The organism is Paenibacillus amylolyticus (genome assembly GCF_036894225.1).
GTDB lineage: Bacteria > Bacillota > Bacilli > Paenibacillales > Paenibacillaceae > Paenibacillus > Paenibacillus amylolyticus.
Genome location: NZ_CP145892.1, coordinates 4652215 through 4670646 on the forward strand (window position 1 = coordinate 4652215; position 18432 = coordinate 4670646).

Sequence of the window (18432 nt, forward strand, 5' to 3'; positions counted from 1 at the left end):
TGTTAAAGCATTATGCCCATCTTACAGCCTATTATTCTAAGTCTGGTTTTCATATAAAACATAAACAGGCTAACCAATACAAATTGGCTAACCTGTTTGAACGAAGAAACTGCAAAACCAATTCCTTATTACTCCGCAAAAAGTGAAGATATGGGATTCGCAACTTTTTTATTGGATTTCTCCTTGCCTTGGTTATCCAATACATAGTACTGGTAAAAGTCGTTAGTGAAGCCGATAGACTCCTGTATTTTCAGCTTAAAAGCTTCAAATGCCTCATCACTCAGATGATCCTCATTCCAGAAATAATGAAGCATCAATCGATTCTGGTTATAGGGATGTTTGATAACATATGCACCAGCCGTGAGAGGTTGATTCATGGTATTCTTCCAAGGAAACCCCGTCTGTTTCGTTCGATCAATAATGTTAAGTTTTAAAGCCTGCACCAATCCGTTTGACTTGGCATTGCCAATGACAATAAGGTTGCTGTTGCCGATCTTTTTTTTCATCTTTTGCTTCAGTTCCTTACGATCCCTTATAATGTCGTATTTCATACCAGTCATATCAAGGAATCCGGTCAACTGATTAACCATATCTTCCTGCTGTTTAGTTGCAAGCTTACTCACCTGATCGCTGAGCACAATGGTTAATTCCTCGCCTTGAAGGGCTTTGTCCATCAATCGATTCATCACTTCATAAGGCAGATTAGGAACCATACCCATGACAGCCTGATATTGCACTTGTAAGACATCATGCACATAGGCGGCGGTCTCTTCCTGTGATAATTGGTATTCCGGCTTTAAGACAAAATCAGGCTGATATAGGGCCATCTGCATTTCTGAACGTATTTCTTTACCAAGCACATCTTCAATGGTTTGAAGCAGCCCCTCTACCGTTGCATTTTGGTACACGTAGCGTTTGAAATATGTCCTCATCAACTCGTCAAATTTCTCTTCACCGACGGAACGGTAAAGCTGATAGATCGCTTGTCGCCCCTTCTGATAATATACCAAACTTGCCAAATCCCCAGCTTCATCGTTTGTTGACGCAATCGCCATATCTACGGGCGCAGTATCAAACTGTATGGATCTGAACCCATTTAGCTTGTCTCCCTGTTTCTCGGCAAAATACACCATGGAGAAATCAGCAAAGCCTTCATCCAGAAAGGATTCTGTCTCCGAATTATTACCGATCAATGCATGGAACCACTGATGCGCTATTTCATGAACAAATGTTGTGTCTTCTTCTGGAACAGCACCATTTTGAATCTGTCCCATCTGGATGAGCCTCGCATACTCCACGGCAACGCCTTGTACATACGTCTCGACAATTCGGAACTCTGGATAGGGATACTTGCCATATTTCTCACTATAGAAATCGATGACCTTGAATGCCTGATTAATGTAGCGGTCAACTATCTTTTTCTTGGATGGATCATCGTTGTAATAATAGTATTCCACCGTCAGACCGTTACGAGTAACACTCTCCACTTGAAGGTTTGGGCTAGCAAAGAATACAAACTCCCTTGTGTTCTCGGCCACAGCAGAAACAACTTTACGACCATGTTCTATACTGATTTGAGTGGTGATCGTACCCGGCATGGCTACTTGATACTTATCAGGAACATTTAATTGAACTTCAAAGTCCGATGAGGTGTAATAATCGCTCTCAAATGTTTGACTATACGGTGCCTTGTTCCATTGATGCTTAACCTCGTCGTATACAGACATCACCGGGAACCAATGTGCACCATTGATCATGTCCTTGTAGTAGGAAACTCGCTGGGAGCCGTAGGGTATATTCAACTGAAACTCCAGTTGGAATGATACCGATTCACCTGGTTGTACGGGCTTCTTCAACTGCACGGTCAACGCTTGGTTTTCCTTATGGAAGTCCAGCGATTGGCTATCTGCGCTTACAGCCTGAATATCGATGCCACCCAGAAAGTCCTCCGCTGTCTTCTCCGGGTGATCTTCACTAATCTTCTCATTATGCTGTTGGTACATGCTCGCCTGTGTAGACTTGGAGAGGTTTGCATCAGCATATGTATGAAGAACCACCTGCTGGAGGGTATCCTTGCTTGTGTTGTGATACGTTACCTTCTCGCTCCCCTGGATCGTCATGTCCTTCTCATTCAGCCGAGCCTGAATTTGGTATTGAATCGGCGTCTGCTCTAGAGAGTCTTTTGGTGTGTTATATATCTTCGTAGATACAGGTGCTGGGCCTGCTTCCGCGGCAACAACCCCCATGTTGGCAAGTGGGCTTGTTGCCAGTATTAAAGCCAGTGTACCCGCGATCCCTACTCTGGCTAACTTTGATGTAAATGGACTTGAATAGTTCATAAGTTCTCTCCTTCTTCTGTTCTATGTTGACCTCAGAACCAAGTATAGAAGACGAACCTTACGCTGAATTTATGTTTTATTTAAGTTTTGTTTAAAAAGAGGAAGAGAAACTGAAACTATCGCAAATCGCATTCATGTTTGTATGTAAAAAAGAAAAGAAGCCTTACATTGTAAGACTTCTCGTGTATGATCTGTAGTGGGCTCGAACCACTGACCCCTACCCTGTCAAATAAGTGAGCTCTTGATATCCTTACTCTCTCTGTATAGATGACCGAGTAATTCTTTTATTCCACCCTTGATTTCAACCAATATTTTATCTTTGCTAATGTAGACCACCTCCAGCAATGTGCTTAACATCATTTTCTTCTTTTCTGTAGATGCATTTGTAAATATCTCCCCCCAAACTGGGAGATCATCTTTTAGAGCCTCCATCTCTGATATCTCCATTTTTTTGGAGGATAACAATTGCTCTATTCCCTTAATGTCTTCAGTAGTTTTCTGAATTTCGTTTTCTTTTTTCTCGATAAGACCATTGAGCATTTCTGGTTTGAATGCGCTCTTACCCATTATAGATTTTGGAACCTCAGCGTTTAATGTCACAAGCTCCTCGTAGTTCTCTTCCAGTAAATTTTGCATTGTTTTTATTTTTTCCTCTTCTTCATTAGAAACCTTCTTTTTTAATGATTCAATTTCTGATTGGAAATCTATTGTTCTGAGTTGACTTAAGTATACATCCACTCTTTCTAAGACTTGTCTCTCTACCTTCTTTGAAGAAAATGTTGCCTGTCCGTTACAATCCGTCTTTCCTTGCAATTTTCCACTACAACGGTAACTTTTATTCTGATTGTATCTGACTATTTCTCCATTAGCTGCTTTGTATTTATTTACAAATGTAGTCGTGGTCAATCTAGAATTACAACAACCGCATCTGGCTATTCCAGTTAAAAGTAAACTTCCTTTAGTACTTATGGGAATGGAATTTTCATTTCTTTTTGGATTCTTAGGGTTCTTTTTATCCCTTATATCCTGTACACTATTCCAATCCTCTTCTGAAACTATCATTAATTCAGGGATTGGTTTTGAAAATATATCGTCTCCTTTTTCTTTTCTGTATCTCATTACTCCTTTGTAAATTGGATTCTTAAGTATAACGTTTACAGTAGGAGCACCCCATTGTTTTGCTTTTCTTGTCGGAACATTTTTTTCGTTTAGAAGTTTAGCTATTCTTAATTGTCCGTAACCTTCTTCAAGCACTAGTCGGAATATTTCTTGTACGATCTTTGACTCTTCTTCGTGCTTGCACAGTTTTTGCAGTGCTTTTCCTTTTTTATTTACATTACCGGAATCAACACTTTTATACCCGTAGGGAATACCTCCTCCTCTAAAAATACCATCTTCGACCATCTGTATATGTTTTTCGTTGACTCGTTCAGAGGTCTTCCTACTTTCATCGCTTGACTGCCAAAATCTTAAGTAGTTGACCATCCGATCGGTGTATGCTTCAATTTTTTGCTGACCTTCTATTACAGACCACATTTCTACCCCTTTGTTTACAAACCACTCAAGTACAAAGGGAGTCTCATCATCTTTTCTTCCAAGCCTATCAAACATAAATACCAACAAGACATCGAATAAACCATTCTCTGCATCCTCTTTAGCCTTTTGGATAACATCACGCTTCGAGGCAGGTACTTTAAAACCTGATACCCCTTTTTCGGTATATTCCTTAACTAGCTTCCATCCCTCTTGTTTCTCTACCATCTTCCTGCATGCTCGTTGTTGCATTGGAATATCGTTCCCGTCCATCTGACCTTTTGTGGACACTCGATATAGTGCCGCAACACGCTTTATTTGTCCCATTCCATCAACCACCATATCTTTTTTCTGTATTATTTTTATCGATAGTCGTAACTACTTTAACTGCTTAATTTTATCCAAATTGTACCATTAAGTATATTTATTATCAACAAAAACCACCTACACATATTATTGGAGGTAGCCATATTATTATATAAAAAAACAACTCCTCTTGAGATATAATTCTCAAAAGAAGTTGCCTTTAATTTTACATATAGGACGAGTGGGGATCGAACCCACGACCCTTACCCTGTCAAGATAATGCTCTCCCGCTGAGCTATCGCCCTGTAATAATTAAGATGTATCCATTACTGTCATACTATTATCTTTAGCTGAGCTAACAGATCATGATATATAATTGTTTCCCAATCAAGTAACAGTATCATATCAAGTAACCGTGTTCATTGTCAATGATTTATTTGGTTATAATTCACCCGAAATGGTGCACAATAAAGGAAAGATTACCATTTCAACACGAGGTGAATTCCCTATGAGAAACATAACAAAACGGTCAAAATCTAATAAACATACATTCACCAAATGCTTCTTTCTCTTTGCTGGGCTTGTGATTCTCAATGCAACCGTTACTGGTTGCAGCTTGGAGAAGGATGAACATACGGTACAATTCCAACAATTACAACAGCCCAATGAAAATAGTGAGTCTCTGCCGGTCTGGCTGGACGTATACTCCAAATCTGTAATTCAAGATGTGTATTCTCCGCGAGGAAGCAGTGAAGTCTTGCCGTGAAGGTTAACAGGTGAATTACTCGTCTTCATCCCACTTGCGTGAGTATGCTTTCTTCGTAACGTAATACAACAGAGTAATCATTCCCGCCGACATTAGCAATGTAATTACCATGATGCCTGTCATTCCCATCACTACCCCCTCCTCTCCCAATATGTTCCAGACTTCACTATACAGGAAAAACATTTTTTTGTATAATTCAGTCTGATATGTCGCGCAAGAGCAGAAAGAAGGAATGGAATTGGCAGCTGAGATTAGTTATGTATCGACAGAAGAACAACTGGAGCAAGCCCTGGGGATTCGCCATCACGTGTTTGTGATCGAGCAGCAGGTGCCTGCCGAGATTGAGATTGATCAATATGATGTCATCAGTCCAGATGTGCATCATGTATTGTTAAGTACGGATGGCCAAGCTGTAGCCACAGGACGTCTGATCTATTACAGCAAGGATACGGCCAAAATGCAGCGGATCGCGGTGCTTGAGTCTCATCGTTCATTTGGCTATGGACGTGTGCTTCTGCTCGCGATGGAGGAGCTGGCACGTGAACTCGGCTTATCCTATTCTGTACTGGATGCGCAGTGTCAGGCACAGAAATTCTATGAAAAACTGGGTTATGAAGTGATTTCGGAAGAACCTTTTTATGATGCAGATATTCTGCATGTTCGTATGAGAAAGAGCCTGTAAAACCTCGACGTTGGAAGGTCTTATCAGCATATGGTGCATACTTCCGATGAATTCGGATAGGCTAATCAGGTAAGCAGATTCCTATCTCGTCATATAAGGAGAGTGTGACATCATGGATCAAACGACACGCGAGAGTTTCACAGCAGTACAGAAAAATGGTGACGGTGACCTGACAGCTTTTCAGACTTCAGCAGGACGCGTACTGGATTATCAGCAGGCACTTGCAGAAGTAAAAGCTGGTGCTATTGCCGGTGTGAATGTATTTAAAGGCAAGGATGGCGAAATGTACATTCGCGGAGATGCCGACGGTGACCCAACCAACAACCTGGACCAACTTCCCCATTTCTAAAATAGATGCACATGTCGTACATGTGACACAATAAGCGCCGATCCGGATATCCGGGTTGGCGTTTTCTTATTAGAATTAATAGTCCGTAAAATATTTTACGGAATCACCGGAAGGTTGGCTTTTGCGAATCGGCTGTTGTGCCTGTTCCCATGCCTGCAAAATCTGTATCCCTTCAAGACTAGATCGGTTCTCCCACGCGATGTGCCCGGTGCGTTCAAGCTCCAGCAATGAGTCATGAATGTAAGCTTTGCTTCGTCCCGTCTTGGTCTCCAGTTCATCCATACGCGGCAGCCTGCGCCGTTGTCCTGCATAGTTCACCATAATACGTAAAATCTTGCGTTCAAAGTCGTTCAGCATACTTCACCTCCCCATTCAGATCGGTAACAGGACGCCATGCCAGAATACCTTGCTCCAGAAATGTACGGGGCGAGCCTTCTTTTCCCGCTGATGCTCTAATCATCCCGCCACGTACACTGTTAATTCGAATCTGTCGCTGCGTAATCTGCCCTGCACGATCCATGTAGACAAGCTCCACCATCTGGCCAATATATTTCCCTAGCATAATCATCCCTCCGGTAAGAACGTTTGTTTGTATTTCATATTATATGCGAACATAAGTTCTTTATTCAATAGTAAAAAAAGGATTTTGTAAAATAAAAAAAACCAGACTTTCACCTTAATGATTAAGGCAGTCTGGTTCAACCCATAGTATAGCTAATATGAAAACATGGCTTGTAATGACCAAGTCCAGCGGATCAGTGTCGATCCGATTCGGAAAATTGTACTTTCTTTAATTGCTGTGTAGATGGATTAAAATCAACATTTACATAGACTGCGAATTGCTTGCCGTCTTTCGCACGAACCCATAGCTTGAACTGTTCCCGTGATTGATCTGCTGTTAGAGAGGTGCGACCGATATGCTTATAGTCCAAAATATCCACATTATACTTGGTCTGTGTTTCTTTGACCGCAATAATTCCCCACTTCGCATAATCAGGGATGGCGGCACCTGTGCCTGATGTAATTCCGGCTAAACTCAGAACTACCGACATGACGGTAACGATGAGCATTCTCATTTCACTCACTCCTTGGGACAATATGTTTCTGTTATATTGCCCGTCCGGGTTTCATTTTACACGAATAAACGAAAGATCCAGGCCAATGGCCGTAGGGAAAAAGGAACCACATGAACAAGCCGGTCAAACGAATCAGGAGGCTCCGTCCGGAAACTCATTCCCCAGTCACCCGAGAAAAAGTGTTGTTGTGTCTTCGGCTCCTCAGGACGTTCCAACCCGTATTTCTTTTCAAGCCTTTGCCTCGTTTGTTCATCCACCTGAACCTCATTCGTAATGACATATGCTGTGGCAGGCTCGCTGCTTATGTACATCTGAATCATTAGAAACATCACAATCCCAACTATTTGTATCCAACGCTTGTTCATCTCTTACTCCTTTATGGATTCATGACTCTCTTCTCTTGTACGTGAAGACTCGTTTGAATGTTTGATTATACATAAATTTGACCGTATTGGAAATAACAAATGGGAGAAGAGTTGGGGCATGCGTTATGCGATGCTTAAGTCCCATTTCGTTGATTTTTTGTTTAAAAAACCCAATAGACGTGTAATAGGCCATGACAGAGTGACTTCACGATCTAAAACTCTACACGATCTGCAATACCAATATGAGGAGGTTACACCCGAATGTTCAAACGCTTGGATGAAATCCTGATTGAGATTCCCAATGTTGAGAAGCCAGATCCGAATGCTGCGGCAGCTATACAAGAATTACTCGGCGGCAAATTCGGAGAAATGTCAACGTTGAACAACTACCTCTATCAATCATTTAATTTTCGATCCAAAGAAAAGCTGAAGCCCTTCTATGACCTCGTCATGAGTATTACCGCCGAAGAATTGGGTCATGTTGAGCTCGTGTCTCATGGCATTAACAAATGCCTCCGAGGTTCCACCGAGTACAAAGAACCCGACGATACACCGCTAGGTTCCGTGAAAGATGCTCGTCTGTCGTATCACTATCTGGCAGGTGCACAAGGCGCAATGCCTTTTGACTCTATGGGTAATCCATGGACGGGAGCAAACGTCTTCAATAGCGGCAATCTGGTCGAGGATCTGCTGCATAACTTCTTTCTTGAATGTGGCGCTCGTACCCATAAAATGAAAGTATATGAGATGACGGATCACCCGGCAGCCCGGGAAGTGGTTGGTTTCCTGCTGGTACGTGGCGGCGTGCATGTTGTAGCATATGCAAAAGCACTTGAGATTGCAACTGGCGTAAATGTGACCAAGCTGGTTCCTATCCCTTCACTGAACAACAAAGCCTTCAACGAGGCTCGCAAATATGAAGAAAAAGGGGTACACACCAAGCTGTATACCTATAGTGATAAAGATTTCAATACGATTGGACAGATCTGGAAAGGAACTCACCCCGAAGATGGACAACCTCTTGAAGTCATCCAAGGGATACCTGAAGGATTCCCAATTCCAGAAGCTCCCGCGGCCGAGGAAGAATTTGCACCGGGCATATCGCAAGAAGACTTTAAGGAAATTGCACGTCGTCTGAAGATGGCAGGGAATATTGCGGATTAAGAAACAATTTGTTTAACAATTTCTTTCCCTATATATATTGTTAACTCTATGTTTAAGTGAAGCCCTCGAACCCTGCTGCTGAATGCAGAGAGGATTTGAGGGCTTTGTTATAATCAATTTTTGATACCATTTTATGATGCAAAATAAGTATTTTGTATGCCGTCATTTTCTGAGAATTTAGCTGTAAAAGTAAACCGGATCTCTGCTCACATCGTTAAACTTAGTTAAACTCCAACACCGATTCCTCCCGCTGACTCATGACTTCAATTAGCATGTTGGCACCCAGACGAAAACCTTGTGCAAACGCTGCTTCCGTATTCATGCCCTCACATCTGCCACACAAGTCAAATAACTGTTCAAGCTCACGGAATTCTTCCTCGCTCAATCGATTCTTCCACTGCTCTGTCAGAGCTGCAATCTGCCGTCCTAACGCTTGGTATTCAGGATGTGTCGGCATCATCATCTCATCCGGTCGAAGTCGTCCATTATATAATGCTTCTAATATCGAATTCATGTGCATCCTCCTGTATATCAAATCGCACCTCACTTGAATGAACGTTCTGCACATGGTAGGATATTTATGCAGTCGCTCATTTAAGTGATTGCGGGATAGGAAGCAGCGGTGTTCTTCGTGGGACTTACGCTGCTTCCTTTTTTCATTTTTGGAGTTCGTCGTAAATCTTCTCTATCCCTTTGCGAACGATGTCTGATCGGTTCGTATTCAGCTTCTCAGCCGAAATATCGAGCTTGTTCATAATTTCCTCGTCAACACGTATCTCAATCGTTCTGCTTTTGGGTTTGTCAGATTTAGGCCGCCCCATCTTTTTGGCGGACATTTGCTTCACCTCTTTTTTTGTCCTGACAATAATATATTATTGTCAGGACAAAAAGTCAATGCATTTGTAAAACATACGTTCGTTTTTGTGACAGCAGATTCATAGATAAATGTATAGTCTGTAATCCGTTTGAATGATAAAAAACAACCTTGAACGGCTAGGCGCTCAAGGTCGTTAGAGTACTATTTCACTCTTCCATTGGCTTTCCATATCTCACCAAGACATGCCAGAGTAATTTTAATTCTTGTAGAGCTTCTTTGTAGGTTCCTCTATCGCTCCAATGGCTTGGGTTTCGTTTCAATTCCATAACCGCAGAACCAATGATATTTGCATCAATAAAATCACTGTTTACAATTCTCTTGGCTAGTGAAGGCATCGAAGGACCTCGAAAATCCATTGGAACGTCATCAACTAATAGTGTAAAGCCCATGTGCCAATGGAGATCAACAGCTGTCAGCTCACCCTTAACTTTCTGACGGGCTCAACACGATCAACCCAAATATTCACTTCTTTATATCCCTTTTGTACACGTACCTTCCCCATACCACCAACGCCGCACACAACAAGATCACACAATAAGCCCATACAAAAAACATGGCAAGCCCCAACCCGATGTTGGCATCCAGGCGCTTATCAAAGATCTCTGTGTATAGCGAAAAACCGAGTGGCACGGCGCCAACAACGAAAAGTCCAATGGACCATCCACCCCCTAGTCGGAAACCGGACCCCGCACGAGTACTGGAAAGTTTGCGAATCCCTTGAGTCAGTAGCCACCAAATCAGAATAAATAATAGACAGGTTATAAGAATTTTCAGCATATCGTTCAACTGCATATCGTGTACCTCCTATATCTTGCAAGATGATGAACATATCTTACACGTTAAGTGTTCTCTTTACTATATTACCCGTTTCCACATCCATGATCACAGGCAGATATGAGCACAGTACCCCTGACCCACAATTGATCATGAAAAAGAAAAAAACGCCAACGTCCTGACTCCTTCCAAGTCAAGAACGATGGCGTTACTTCTCGTATTTACATTGTTACATCCACATAGGATAGGATAGGTTACGCGCCAAACTGCGCATAGTGAAGGCGGCTGTACACCCCACCTGCTGCGAGTAATTCTTCATGACGTCCCTGCTCCGTAATGCCTTGTTCAGCAACGACAATAATGCGGTCTGCATTTTTGATCGTAGCCAATCGGTGAGCAATAACCAGTGTGGTCCGGCCCTCGGACAGTTCAGCAAGGGATTGCTGAATCGCCGCTTCCGTTTCTGTATCCAGCGCGGATGTGGCTTCGTCCAGGATCAGAATTGGTGGGTTTTTCAGGAACATACGGGCAATAGACAAACGCTGTTTCTGTCCACCGGACAGCTTCACACCGCGTTCACCAATTAACGTATCCAATCCTTCCGGCATGGATTGAATCAAAGGTTCCATCTGGGCACGTCTAGCGGCCATCCAGATTTCTTCTTCGGATGCATCCAGCTTACCGTAGGCAATGTTCTCCCGAATGCTTCCATCGAAGAGGAACACGTCCTGTTGTACAATTCCGATATGACTACGCAACGAGTCTAGTGTCATATCCTGTATCTCCTGCCCATCAATCGTGATGCGACCTTCCAACACATCATAGAACCGCGGCAGCAGACTGCATAGCGTTGTTTTACCTGCCCCCGATGGACCGACAAGCGCTACAGTTTCACCTGCACGTACGTTTAGATCGATACCTTTGAGCACAGGTTCCTGATCGGAATAACCAAAGGTCACTTGCTCATAACGGATATCTCCACGCAAATGGGATACCGTAACGGCTCCTGGACGATCTTCCACATCCGGTTCCATATCAAGCAACTCCGTATAACGTTTGAAGCCTGCAATCCCTTTTGGATACGTCTCAATAACCGAGTTGATCTTCTGGATCGGTGTCAGGAATACATTGGACAACATAATAAATGCAATGAACTGACCGTAGGTCATACTGCCTTGAATGACAAACCACGTTCCGCATACCAGGACAAAGAGGGATACCAGCTTCATCAGCATATAACTGACAGAGGAGTTCCAGGCCATGATTTTGTATGCGATTAGTTTGGTCTGACGGAAACGACCGTTGTTCACAGCGAATTGTGCTTTTTCATGCTCTTCATTAGCAAAAGCCTGAACAACACGGATACCTGTGATATTGTTCTCTACGCGAGCGTTGAAGTCCGCAATATCTCCGAACATTCGGCTGAATGCCTTGGACATTTTGCTACCAAAGTAGAGTGACAGATAAATAATCAGCGGTACGATGATAAAGGTTAACACCGCCAGATTCCCGTTAATGCTCATCATGATGCTGAATGCACCAATTAGCGTCATGACCGCGATAAATACATCCTCCGGACCATGATGGGCAATCTCACCGATATCCATCAGATCGTTAGTCATACGGGACACGAGGTGTCCTGTTTTTGTATTATCGAAGAAACGGAACGATAACTTCTGCACATGATTGAACAGACTTTTACGCATATCCGTCTCGATGTTAATACCGAGCTTGTGTCCCCAATAGGTAACCACGAAGTTGAGAAATGAATTCAATAAGTAGATGCCGAGCAATGCCAGACACGCCCATAGAATCCAGTCCCAGCGGCCGCCTGGCAGCAGATCATCGACTACCCGGTTGACTGCCAGTGGAAAAGCCAGCTCCAGCAGGGCGACTAAAATCGCACAACTGAAGTCAAGAATAAAGAGCTTTTTGTAAGGCCTATAATAGGCAAAGAAACGGCGAAGCATGGACTGAAGTCCTCCTTATGCAACCACACAATGGTGATTACGTTTTATTTCGTCTTGCTTAAGAGGTACAGGAAGTATGGCGCACCAATAATGGCAACCAGGATCCCCGCAGGAATCTCCGAAGGCTGCAGGATGACACGACCCAGCGTATCTGCAACCAGTACAAGCAATGAACCGATCAGTGCAGATGCGGGTAACAGGAATTGATGTTTTGGACCCACCAGACGACGTGCCAAATGCGGTCCGATTAGACCAACAAAACCGATCCCCCCACTCACAGATACACATGAGCCGGCAAGTCCTACAGCAGCCGCAAGCAAAATCAGTCGCTCACGCTCAACCGGAGTCCCGAGTCCACTTGCAGTCTGGTCACCCAGATTCAACACGTTCAGTACACGCGCCTTATACAGGACAAGCGGTACAAGAATGATCAGAAACGGTAGCAATGCCGTTACAAATTTCCAGTTCGAACCCCAGATGCTGCCTGCCATCCAGGTAGCTACAAATTGATACTTTTCCGGACTAAGCCGTAACGTAAGCACGATCATGGCAGAACTGATTCCCGCCGCTACCCCGATCCCCGTAAGTAACATACGAGTAGGCATAATGCCCTCTCCTTTTTTGTAAGAGAGAACGTAGATCAGAAATGCAGCAAAACCCGAACCGATCAGGGCCAGAATTGGCAAAAGAAATACCGGCGCTGCTGTCGTTGTCGGGAAAAAGGAAACAAATAACATGACGACCAGACCAGCACCTGCATTAATCCCCAGGATCCCCGGATCTGCCAACGCATTCCGAGATACTCCCTGCAAAATACAACCAGATAACGCAAGTCCGGCCCCGACCAGCACCGAAATCACAATACGTGGCAGACGGAATTCAAACAGGATCAATTCCTGTTTCGCCGTGCCTCCACCAAACAGGGTTCGCAACACCTCAAGCGGCGAAAGCTTGGTAAAACCTGTGTTCATGCTCACCACAAAAGCCGTAATAATTAATAGGGCAAGCACAATGAGGACAATCGTACTCTTGGTTCTCTTCTTGCGCTCTGCTCCAACTATTGTTGAGGATTCCATCGTTACAGAGTCCTCCTTTCTTTACGCGCCAGATACAGGAAGAATGGTACCCCGATGAGGGCAACCAAAGCGCCAATTGGCGTCTCGTACGGCGGGTTAATCATACGTGCAGCCAGATCCGCAAATACAAGCAACAGACTGCCCATCACAGCGGAACATGGAATAATCCAGCGATAATCGACCCCAACCAGCTTCCGCGTGAGATGGGGAATAATGAGTCCGACAAAACCGACCGCACCCACCACGGACACAGCTGTACCCGCGAGAATCAGTACAACAATCAGGCCTATGAGCTTGATCAGCCCAGTACGTTGCCCCAAGCCCACCGCAATATCTTCTCCGAGACTAAGCAGAGTAATGGAACGGGAGATGAGAAGACCTGCAATCAGTGCCGCGAGTACCCAGGGGAACATGACCTCAAGTTGAGACCACTTCGTTCCGGCTACACCACCAGCTGTCCAGAAAGCCAAATCTTGTCCAATCCTGAAATACAATGCAATCCCTTCACTGAGTGCCGACAACATCGCTGATACAGCCGCACCTGCAAGAACAAGGCGTAGTGGCGTAAGACCCGATTTGGAAGCTGCACCAAAACCATACACCAACAGGACACCAAGCCCTGCTCCAAGGAAGGAATACATGATGATATACATAAATGGCAAGCCAGGGAAGAAGGCAAAACAAACTGCAAGTGCAAATCCAGCTCCTGCATTTAACCCAAGCAGACCTGAATCGGCCAGCGGGTTACGAGTCATGCCCTGCATGATCGCACCAGCTACAGCGAAACATGCACCTACCATTGCTCCTCCAAGGATACGTGGTAATCGAATCTCCCATATGATCTGATGTGGAGTCAACTCAGGATTGAAATCAAAGATAGCCTTCCAGACTACACTAAGCTTAATATCAGCAGCGCCAAAAGAAATGGACAACGCCATACCCAGAGCGAGTAGCAAAACTCCCCCTGTAAGAATAAGTGTGGCCGCCCACGGACGAGTGTGTATCTTCGCTGTGGGTGAATCCGGATTATGTTTTTCTGGTGAAGCTTGTGAACTCATACGCGCCCACCCTCGTTATGAGTGGAGCTGCTCAAACCTATGTACATAACAATCACCTCTCTATAAATACCGAACTTTAATGATATTGATTCTCATTCCCATAGACCATTGTAAGTGAATCCACCGGCTCTGGCAATGGACAAATAGGACATGTTTATTGCATATATGAATATTTGCACACAATTTCACACGCAAAAAGGCTGCGCAAGAGCCAAAAAGCTCGAACACAGCCTTATCATTGCATATGTAGAACATGTAAAATACAGACTCGTTTAACGGGCATGTACCGTAAGTAAGGATGCCAGGACATCCGGAACATCGGTAATAATCCCTTGCACACCCATATCAATCATGGCCTGCATCTCGGCAGGATCATTCACCGTAAATGGATAGGTAACAACGCCATGTGCCAGTGCAGCAGCAACATCTTCTTGTGTGACTGCCAGCTTGTAGGGATGAAGGCCGGTAGCTTCGAGTTTGGCGGCATAATCATAGGGACGATATAACTTTTCCATATATAGAAGTGCTGTACGAATCTCCGGGGCAAGACGTTTACATCTCACGAGCGAAGCATGATTGAAGCTCGACAGCACAACCTGTTGCTCCAGATTCCAATCCCGGATCGCCTGTATGACCTTCTCTTCCATCCCTTTATAACTCACAATACCATTTTTCAATTCCAGATTAAGCAGTGTTCCTTTCCCCTGTACCAGCTTGAATAATTCCTCCAGAGAAGGAATACGTTCCCCAGTAAAATCAGCATGGAACCAGGACCCCGCATCCCGTGTGCGCAATTGATCGTAAGTCGTATCCTTAACCCAGCCTTCTGCGCCGCCAGTTCGGCTTAACGTCTCATCATGAATCAGTACCAGTCTGCCATCACTCGTCATCTGCACATCGGTCTCAATGCCTGTCGCTCCAAGCTCCAGACTCCGTTCAAAAGCGCTCATCGTATTCTCCGGGCATACGGCAGATGCACCACGGTGGGCAATAATCTCCATGTTCCTCATTCCAGCGCCTCCTGTGTTCAAGCTTCACTCTATGATCATCACTATAAACACGGTTTGTTAGACCTGTATTAACAGAACGTATAATCGGTTGCCTGCTTCGCTAATACTAGCGACCGGGCCCAACATCTAACGGGCTGGGGATTCACTCATTTTTGCGAACTCAATCTGAAAATCGACATAACATAGTATGAACGATGGAAGCACTGAACTCCGTTATAAGGAGGTTGACTATTGAATACCTCAAAGAAAAAATCGATACCTACGCGTCCTCACACATCCCAGTTACAGTCGGCTTCCAGGCTTTCCAGATCATCTGTCCATATCAAAAACAAATCCGGCAAGACGGCTAATCAGCGTTCTCTTAACTCCAGTTCACCCAACACACTGGATCAGCTGGCTATTGTTGCAGCAATACTCTCCTTAATTGCAGCCGCCATCGGGCTATATATCGCCTGGAAATCGTTAAGTAATCCGGATCAAACTGCTGTTGTGGTGTAAGCTGCTTGTTGCGCAGCTAATGGCTCAGGAGGCTCTCTCCTGCTTCTGACCTTATTCAGGGGCAGGTTTTTGCTTTTTCAATTACTCAACGTATGCTGGAAACGTCAAAAAACCGTTCCCCTGAAACGCCGGCATATACCGGCGTCTCTTTGGAAAGGTCATTTTTTATTCGGGCGCTGCCTCTGCAGCTTAATCCCCGTCCCGGGATACTGACCGAATTACAGAATGAATGTGCGAGAGATAATAACCAACAGAATGAACAATACCAGAATCGCACCTGTTGATGTCCATGCTCCACCACCGAAGCCTCCGCAATATCCGTAACCTGTACCTTTGAGTTCGCTCATCAGTGACACTCCCCTCTTCATCGAAGTACACTATAGACTATGTCCGATAACGCAACTTGCTTGGGCAGATCGAAAATTCTCCCGAGGAACGAGTAGATTCAGGCCCGTCTTCTTATGCACTCATTTCCCGTTGAGTTGTGACCACTTCTGAGTCAGCTCTGCAGGAATATAGGATGACATTTGTTTGAGCAGTTCAGCCGGATCAGCTTCCAAACTCCATAGACTGAGATGCGAGGTGTTGGAGAATCCTTCCTGTACGCTATGTTCTACCATCTTCATCAGCGGTCCATAATATCCGTTGACATTTAATAAGCCAACAGGCTTACGATGAATACCGATCTGTGCCCAGCACAGTACCTCAAATAGTTCTTCAAATGTACCCATACCTCCGGGAAGTGCAATGAATCCATCGGATAATTCAGCCATCGTTGCCTTCCGTTCATGCATGGTTCCCACTTCAATCAGTTGTGTGAGCCCTCCATGAACAACCTCGCCCCGGAACAATCCGGTAGGCATAACCCCGATTACCTCTCCCCCTTGCTCAAGAGCAGCATCGGCTACTGCACCCATCAAGCCCATGCAAGAACCACCATAGACCAGTGCATAACCACTATCAGCAATCTGTTTGCCCAGTTGAACAGCCTTCTCTGTATAATCGGGGTGATTTCCCGGATTGGAGCCTGCAAAAACAGCTATACGTTTCATTGGGTTTCACTCCTTCTCATGATCTATTTTAATAATATATAACATGAATGTTATGGGTATGTACAACGTACAACAGGTTAACAGAACCAATGGGCAAAAAAATACCCGACCGTTTGCAGCCGGCCGGGCTCCCATTTCAATACACATCAATTTAGAAGGGGTTGTTATTACCTAATATACAGACCGAACATTAAATCCGTATGATCTTTGCATGAAATGAATATTAAATCTTCGTATAACTAACGTATCCCACGGCGTGAACGTACGACAAACATATGCTTGTCTTTACGAAGAACCCGACCATCTGCAAGTTCAACCTGATCCTCGTCATGACGCAGAATCGTCGTGGATAATGCTACAATCTTGGCCCGGCGCCAGATCATCACCTGTGACTTGAAATAGATCGCATTTTCGAACTGAATCGCCTTTTTCATCACATATCCAACCTTGTGCACTTCAGAACGTGCTTTCTTTAAGGGAAGACTCTCTTCGGGAAGAGGTCTGATCATTGCGATATTGTCAAACGATACCTTAATCCGTTTCGGTCCGATCCGTACACATTCCGCTTCTTCATCCCACTCGACCAGCGTTCCCTTTAATGGCTCCCGTATGCCTGTTGCACGATATACCGCTACTTTTCGTCCTATCCAATGTCGCAATGTTCTCACCTCCATCTGTCTAGTTTTCAGGTATCTTCCAATCGATCGGTTCAATACCTTTGGAGGTCAAGAAATCATTGGCTTTGGAAAAGGGACGACTGCCGAGGAATCCACGATGCGCAGCCAGCGGACTGGGATGTGTAGACTCCAGTACCAGGTGCTTGTCCCTGTTAATAAAAGCACCTTTCTTCTGGGCATGACTGCCCCATAGCATATATACCATTGGCTCTGAACGTTCATTCAGCGCACGAATGACAGCATCCGTAAACGTCTGCCAGCCCAATGCCTGATGGGAGTTTGGCTGACCTTCACGGACCGTCAGAACGGCATTTAATAGCAAGACTCCCTGCTGCGCCCAATGAACCAGAGATCCATGATTCGGAATGGGCAGGTCCAGATCGGCCTGAAGTTCCTTATATATATTTTTCAGAGAAGGCGGTACACGTACCCCCGGTCTAACCGAAAAACTTAATCCATGAGCTTGTCCCGCTCCGTGATAAGGGTCCTGTCCAATAATAACGGCCTTAACCTGATGATATGGCGTCAGCTTCAGTGCGGAGAACAGGTCTTCTTTGGGCGGAAAGACCGTCTGCGTTTTGTACTCGGCGGCGAGAGTGTAACGAATCTTGTTAAAATAGTCGGCTTCCGTCTCTTCCTGAAGCACCTTGTCCCAATCGTTTCCAAACATATGTATAGGCTCCTTTCCCCTGATGAATACAGTTTCGTTCAGCCCAACCACTGGGCTCTTCCTTCTGAGAGCCGCATGTCATGCAACTCATAGACTATCCACCATTTTAACATAACCGGGGACAGCAGACCAGAATTGCGCATCAGGTATAAGTCCACCTCAAAAAAAATCGTATTCTTGCTACATTCCG

The 18432-nt window shown here is 44.6% G+C and carries 22 protein-coding genes, 1 tRNA gene and 1 pseudogene; 5 read left to right on the plus strand and 19 right to left on the minus strand.

Annotation, left to right across the window (positions count from 1 at the left end; all coding sequences use genetic code 11):
• Positions 1-128: 128 nt before the first annotated feature.
• The 3 genes from V6668_RS20665 to V6668_RS20675 form a co-directional block, all read right to left on the minus strand.
• Positions 129-2339, minus strand: a complete 2211-nt coding sequence (locus V6668_RS20665) for a M1 family metallopeptidase (protein WP_338706560.1) — start codon at positions 2337-2339, stop codon at positions 129-131.
• A gap of 225 nt (positions 2340-2564) precedes the next feature.
• Entirely contained in the window at positions 2565-4214 is a 1650-nt protein-coding gene (locus tag V6668_RS20670) for a recombinase family protein (RefSeq protein ID WP_083669815.1), read from the minus strand.
• 197 nt (positions 4215-4411) lie between these two features.
• Positions 4412-4483, minus strand: a tRNA-Val gene (locus V6668_RS20675).
• 203 nt (positions 4484-4686) lie between these two features.
• On the opposite strand from V6668_RS20675, the gene V6668_RS20680 reads away from it, so the two are divergent.
• From V6668_RS20680 to V6668_RS20690, 3 genes are all read left to right on the plus strand, one after another.
• The gene (locus V6668_RS20680) at positions 4687-4944 is read left to right on the plus strand and encodes a hypothetical protein (protein WP_338706561.1); all 258 of its coding nucleotides are present in this window, start codon (positions 4687-4689) and stop codon (positions 4942-4944) included.
• Between the two features lie 238 nt (positions 4945-5182).
• Positions 5183-5626 carry a GNAT family N-acetyltransferase gene (locus tag V6668_RS20685; protein ID WP_036614958.1) on the plus strand — a complete coding sequence of 148 codons (444 nt, stop codon included), beginning with the start codon at positions 5183-5185 and terminating at the stop codon, positions 5624-5626.
• 112 nt (positions 5627-5738) lie between these two features.
• The gene (locus V6668_RS20690) at positions 5739-5975 is read left to right on the plus strand and encodes a DUF3892 domain-containing protein (RefSeq protein WP_017687389.1); all 237 of its coding nucleotides are present in this window, start codon (positions 5739-5741) and stop codon (positions 5973-5975) included.
• A gap of 75 nt (positions 5976-6050) precedes the next feature.
• On the opposite strand, the gene V6668_RS20695 is transcribed toward V6668_RS20690, so the two are convergent.
• The 4 genes from V6668_RS20695 to V6668_RS20710 form a co-directional block, all read right to left on the minus strand.
• Positions 6051-6332, minus strand: a complete 282-nt coding sequence (locus tag V6668_RS20695) for a hypothetical protein (protein ID WP_338706562.1) — start codon at positions 6330-6332, stop codon at positions 6051-6053.
• Entirely contained in the window at positions 6316-6537 is a 222-nt protein-coding gene (locus V6668_RS20700) for a hypothetical protein (protein ID WP_017687387.1), read from the minus strand. Before V6668_RS20700 ends, V6668_RS20695 begins: the two co-directional genes overlap by 17 nt.
• 193 nt (positions 6538-6730) lie before the next feature.
• Positions 6731-7051 carry a DUF3889 domain-containing protein gene (locus tag V6668_RS20705; protein ID WP_036614744.1) on the minus strand — a complete coding sequence of 107 codons (321 nt, stop codon included), beginning with the start codon at positions 7049-7051 and terminating at the stop codon, positions 6731-6733.
• Between the two features lie 56 nt (positions 7052-7107).
• On the minus strand, positions 7108-7416 hold the full coding sequence (locus V6668_RS20710) for a hypothetical protein (protein ID WP_338706563.1): 309 nt from the start codon (positions 7414-7416) through the stop codon (positions 7108-7110).
• A gap of 261 nt (positions 7417-7677) precedes the next feature.
• Between V6668_RS20710 and V6668_RS20715 the strand changes: the two genes are divergently transcribed.
• Positions 7678-8580, plus strand: coding sequence for a manganese catalase family protein (locus V6668_RS20715; RefSeq protein WP_036674868.1), 903 nt, complete (start codon positions 7678-7680; stop codon positions 8578-8580).
• Between the two features lie 220 nt (positions 8581-8800).
• On the opposite strand, the gene V6668_RS20720 is transcribed toward V6668_RS20715, so the two are convergent.
• The 8 genes and pseudogenes from V6668_RS20720 to V6668_RS20755 all read right to left on the minus strand — a co-directional run bounded on the left by V6668_RS20720 (position 8801) and on the right by V6668_RS20755 (position 15345).
• Positions 8801-9094, minus strand: a complete 294-nt coding sequence (locus V6668_RS20720; RefSeq protein ID WP_338706564.1) for a DUF6809 family protein — start codon at positions 9092-9094, stop codon at positions 8801-8803.
• Positions 9095-9236: 142 nt separating this feature from the next.
• Positions 9237-9416, minus strand: a complete 180-nt coding sequence (locus tag V6668_RS20725) for a ribbon-helix-helix domain-containing protein (protein ID WP_017687382.1) — start codon at positions 9414-9416, stop codon at positions 9237-9239.
• 187 nt (positions 9417-9603) lie between these two features.
• A pseudogene (locus tag V6668_RS20730) lies at positions 9604-9867 on the minus strand (DUF3626 domain-containing protein); the annotation flags it as partial.
• Positions 9868-9919: 52 nt separating this feature from the next.
• Positions 9920-10249 carry a hypothetical protein gene (locus V6668_RS20735; RefSeq protein ID WP_338706565.1) on the minus strand — a complete coding sequence of 110 codons (330 nt, stop codon included), beginning with the start codon at positions 10247-10249 and terminating at the stop codon, positions 9920-9922.
• 236 nt (positions 10250-10485) lie between these two features.
• On the minus strand, positions 10486-12201 hold the full coding sequence (locus V6668_RS20740) for an ABC transporter ATP-binding protein (RefSeq protein ID WP_076250814.1): 1716 nt from the start codon (positions 12199-12201) through the stop codon (positions 10486-10488).
• A 44-nt stretch (positions 12202-12245) separates the two neighbouring features.
• Positions 12246-13277, minus strand: a complete 1032-nt coding sequence (locus V6668_RS20745) for a FecCD family ABC transporter permease (protein ID WP_036674863.1) — start codon at positions 13275-13277, stop codon at positions 12246-12248.
• A gap of 2 nt (positions 13278-13279) precedes the next feature.
• Positions 13280-14335: a FecCD family ABC transporter permease gene (locus V6668_RS20750; RefSeq protein WP_036614761.1), complete on the minus strand. Its 1056-nt coding sequence runs from the start codon at positions 14333-14335 to the stop codon at positions 13280-13282.
• A 272-nt stretch (positions 14336-14607) separates the two neighbouring features.
• Positions 14608-15345 (minus strand): glycerophosphodiester phosphodiesterase, encoded by a 738-nt coding sequence (locus V6668_RS20755; RefSeq protein ID WP_076250811.1) that lies wholly within the window; start codon positions 15343-15345, stop codon positions 14608-14610.
• A 231-nt stretch (positions 15346-15576) separates the two neighbouring features.
• Here V6668_RS20755 and V6668_RS20760 point away from each other — a divergent pair, with 231 nt between their 5' ends.
• A complete protein-coding gene (locus V6668_RS20760; RefSeq protein WP_076318886.1) occupies positions 15577-15843 on the plus strand; it encodes a hypothetical protein in 267 nt (88 codons plus the stop codon).
• Positions 15844-16061: 218 nt separating this feature from the next.
• Here V6668_RS20760 and V6668_RS20765 read toward each other — a convergent pair whose 3' ends face one another.
• The 4 genes from V6668_RS20765 to ung form a co-directional block, all read right to left on the minus strand.
• Positions 16062-16190: a hypothetical protein gene (locus tag V6668_RS20765; protein WP_255319930.1), complete on the minus strand. Its 129-nt coding sequence runs from the start codon at positions 16188-16190 to the stop codon at positions 16062-16064.
• A gap of 120 nt (positions 16191-16310) precedes the next feature.
• A complete protein-coding gene (locus V6668_RS20770) occupies positions 16311-16895 on the minus strand; it encodes a TIGR00730 family Rossman fold protein (protein WP_047843721.1) in 585 nt (194 codons plus the stop codon).
• 239 nt (positions 16896-17134) lie between these two features.
• The gene (locus V6668_RS20775; RefSeq protein ID WP_017687369.1) at positions 17135-17554 is read right to left on the minus strand and encodes a hypothetical protein; all 420 of its coding nucleotides are present in this window, start codon (positions 17552-17554) and stop codon (positions 17135-17137) included.
• A gap of 19 nt (positions 17555-17573) precedes the next feature.
• Entirely contained in the window at positions 17574-18242 is a 669-nt protein-coding gene (ung, locus tag V6668_RS20780; protein ID WP_282320785.1) for a uracil-DNA glycosylase, read from the minus strand.
• Positions 18243-18432: the final 190 nt, after the last annotated feature.

What these genes read in the sequence shown, in the direction of transcription:
- V6668_RS20665 (WP_338706560.1), bottom strand. Translation starts at nt 2,339, where the DNA reads ATGAACTATTCAAGTCCATTTACATCAAAGTTAGCCAGAGTAGGGATC.
- V6668_RS20670 (WP_083669815.1), bottom strand. Translation starts at nt 4,214, where the DNA reads ATGGTGGTTGATGGAATGGGACAAATAAAGCGTGTTGCGGCACTATAT.
- V6668_RS20680 (WP_338706561.1), top strand. Translation starts at nt 4,687, where the DNA reads ATGAGAAACATAACAAAACGGTCAAAATCTAATAAACATACATTCACC.
- V6668_RS20690 (WP_017687389.1), top strand. Translation starts at nt 5,739, where the DNA reads ATGGATCAAACGACACGCGAGAGTTTCACAGCAGTACAGAAAAATGGT.
- V6668_RS20695 (WP_338706562.1), bottom strand. Translation starts at nt 6,332, where the DNA reads ATGCTGAACGACTTTGAACGCAAGATTTTACGTATTATGGTGAACTAT.
- V6668_RS20700 (WP_017687387.1), bottom strand. Translation starts at nt 6,537, where the DNA reads ATGCTAGGGAAATATATTGGCCAGATGGTGGAGCTTGTCTACATGGAT.
- V6668_RS20705 (WP_036614744.1), bottom strand. Translation starts at nt 7,051, where the DNA reads ATGAGAATGCTCATCGTTACCGTCATGTCGGTAGTTCTGAGTTTAGCC.
- V6668_RS20710 (WP_338706563.1), bottom strand. Translation starts at nt 7,416, where the DNA reads ATGAACAAGCGTTGGATACAAATAGTTGGGATTGTGATGTTTCTAATG.
- V6668_RS20715 (WP_036674868.1), top strand. Translation starts at nt 7,678, where the DNA reads ATGTTCAAACGCTTGGATGAAATCCTGATTGAGATTCCCAATGTTGAG.
- V6668_RS20720 (WP_338706564.1), bottom strand. Translation starts at nt 9,094, where the DNA reads ATGAATTCGATATTAGAAGCATTATATAATGGACGACTTCGACCGGAT.
- V6668_RS20725 (WP_017687382.1), bottom strand. Translation starts at nt 9,416, where the DNA reads ATGTCCGCCAAAAAGATGGGGCGGCCTAAATCTGACAAACCCAAAAGC.
- V6668_RS20735 (WP_338706565.1), bottom strand. Translation starts at nt 10,249, where the DNA reads ATGCAGTTGAACGATATGCTGAAAATTCTTATAACCTGTCTATTATTT.
- V6668_RS20740 (WP_076250814.1), bottom strand. Translation starts at nt 12,201, where the DNA reads ATGCTTCGCCGTTTCTTTGCCTATTATAGGCCTTACAAAAAGCTCTTT.
- V6668_RS20745 (WP_036674863.1), bottom strand. Translation starts at nt 13,277, where the DNA reads ATGGAATCCTCAACAATAGTTGGAGCAGAGCGCAAGAAGAGAACCAAG.
- V6668_RS20750 (WP_036614761.1), bottom strand. Translation starts at nt 14,335, where the DNA reads ATGAGTTCACAAGCTTCACCAGAAAAACATAATCCGGATTCACCCACA.
- V6668_RS20755 (WP_076250811.1), bottom strand. Translation starts at nt 15,345, where the DNA reads ATGAGGAACATGGAGATTATTGCCCACCGTGGTGCATCTGCCGTATGC.
- V6668_RS20765 (WP_255319930.1), bottom strand. Translation starts at nt 16,190, where the DNA reads ATGAGCGAACTCAAAGGTACAGGTTACGGATATTGCGGAGGCTTCGGT.
- V6668_RS20770 (WP_047843721.1), bottom strand. Translation starts at nt 16,895, where the DNA reads ATGAAACGTATAGCTGTTTTTGCAGGCTCCAATCCGGGAAATCACCCC.
- ung (WP_282320785.1), bottom strand. Translation starts at nt 18,242, where the DNA reads ATGTTTGGAAACGATTGGGACAAGGTGCTTCAGGAAGAGACGGAAGCC.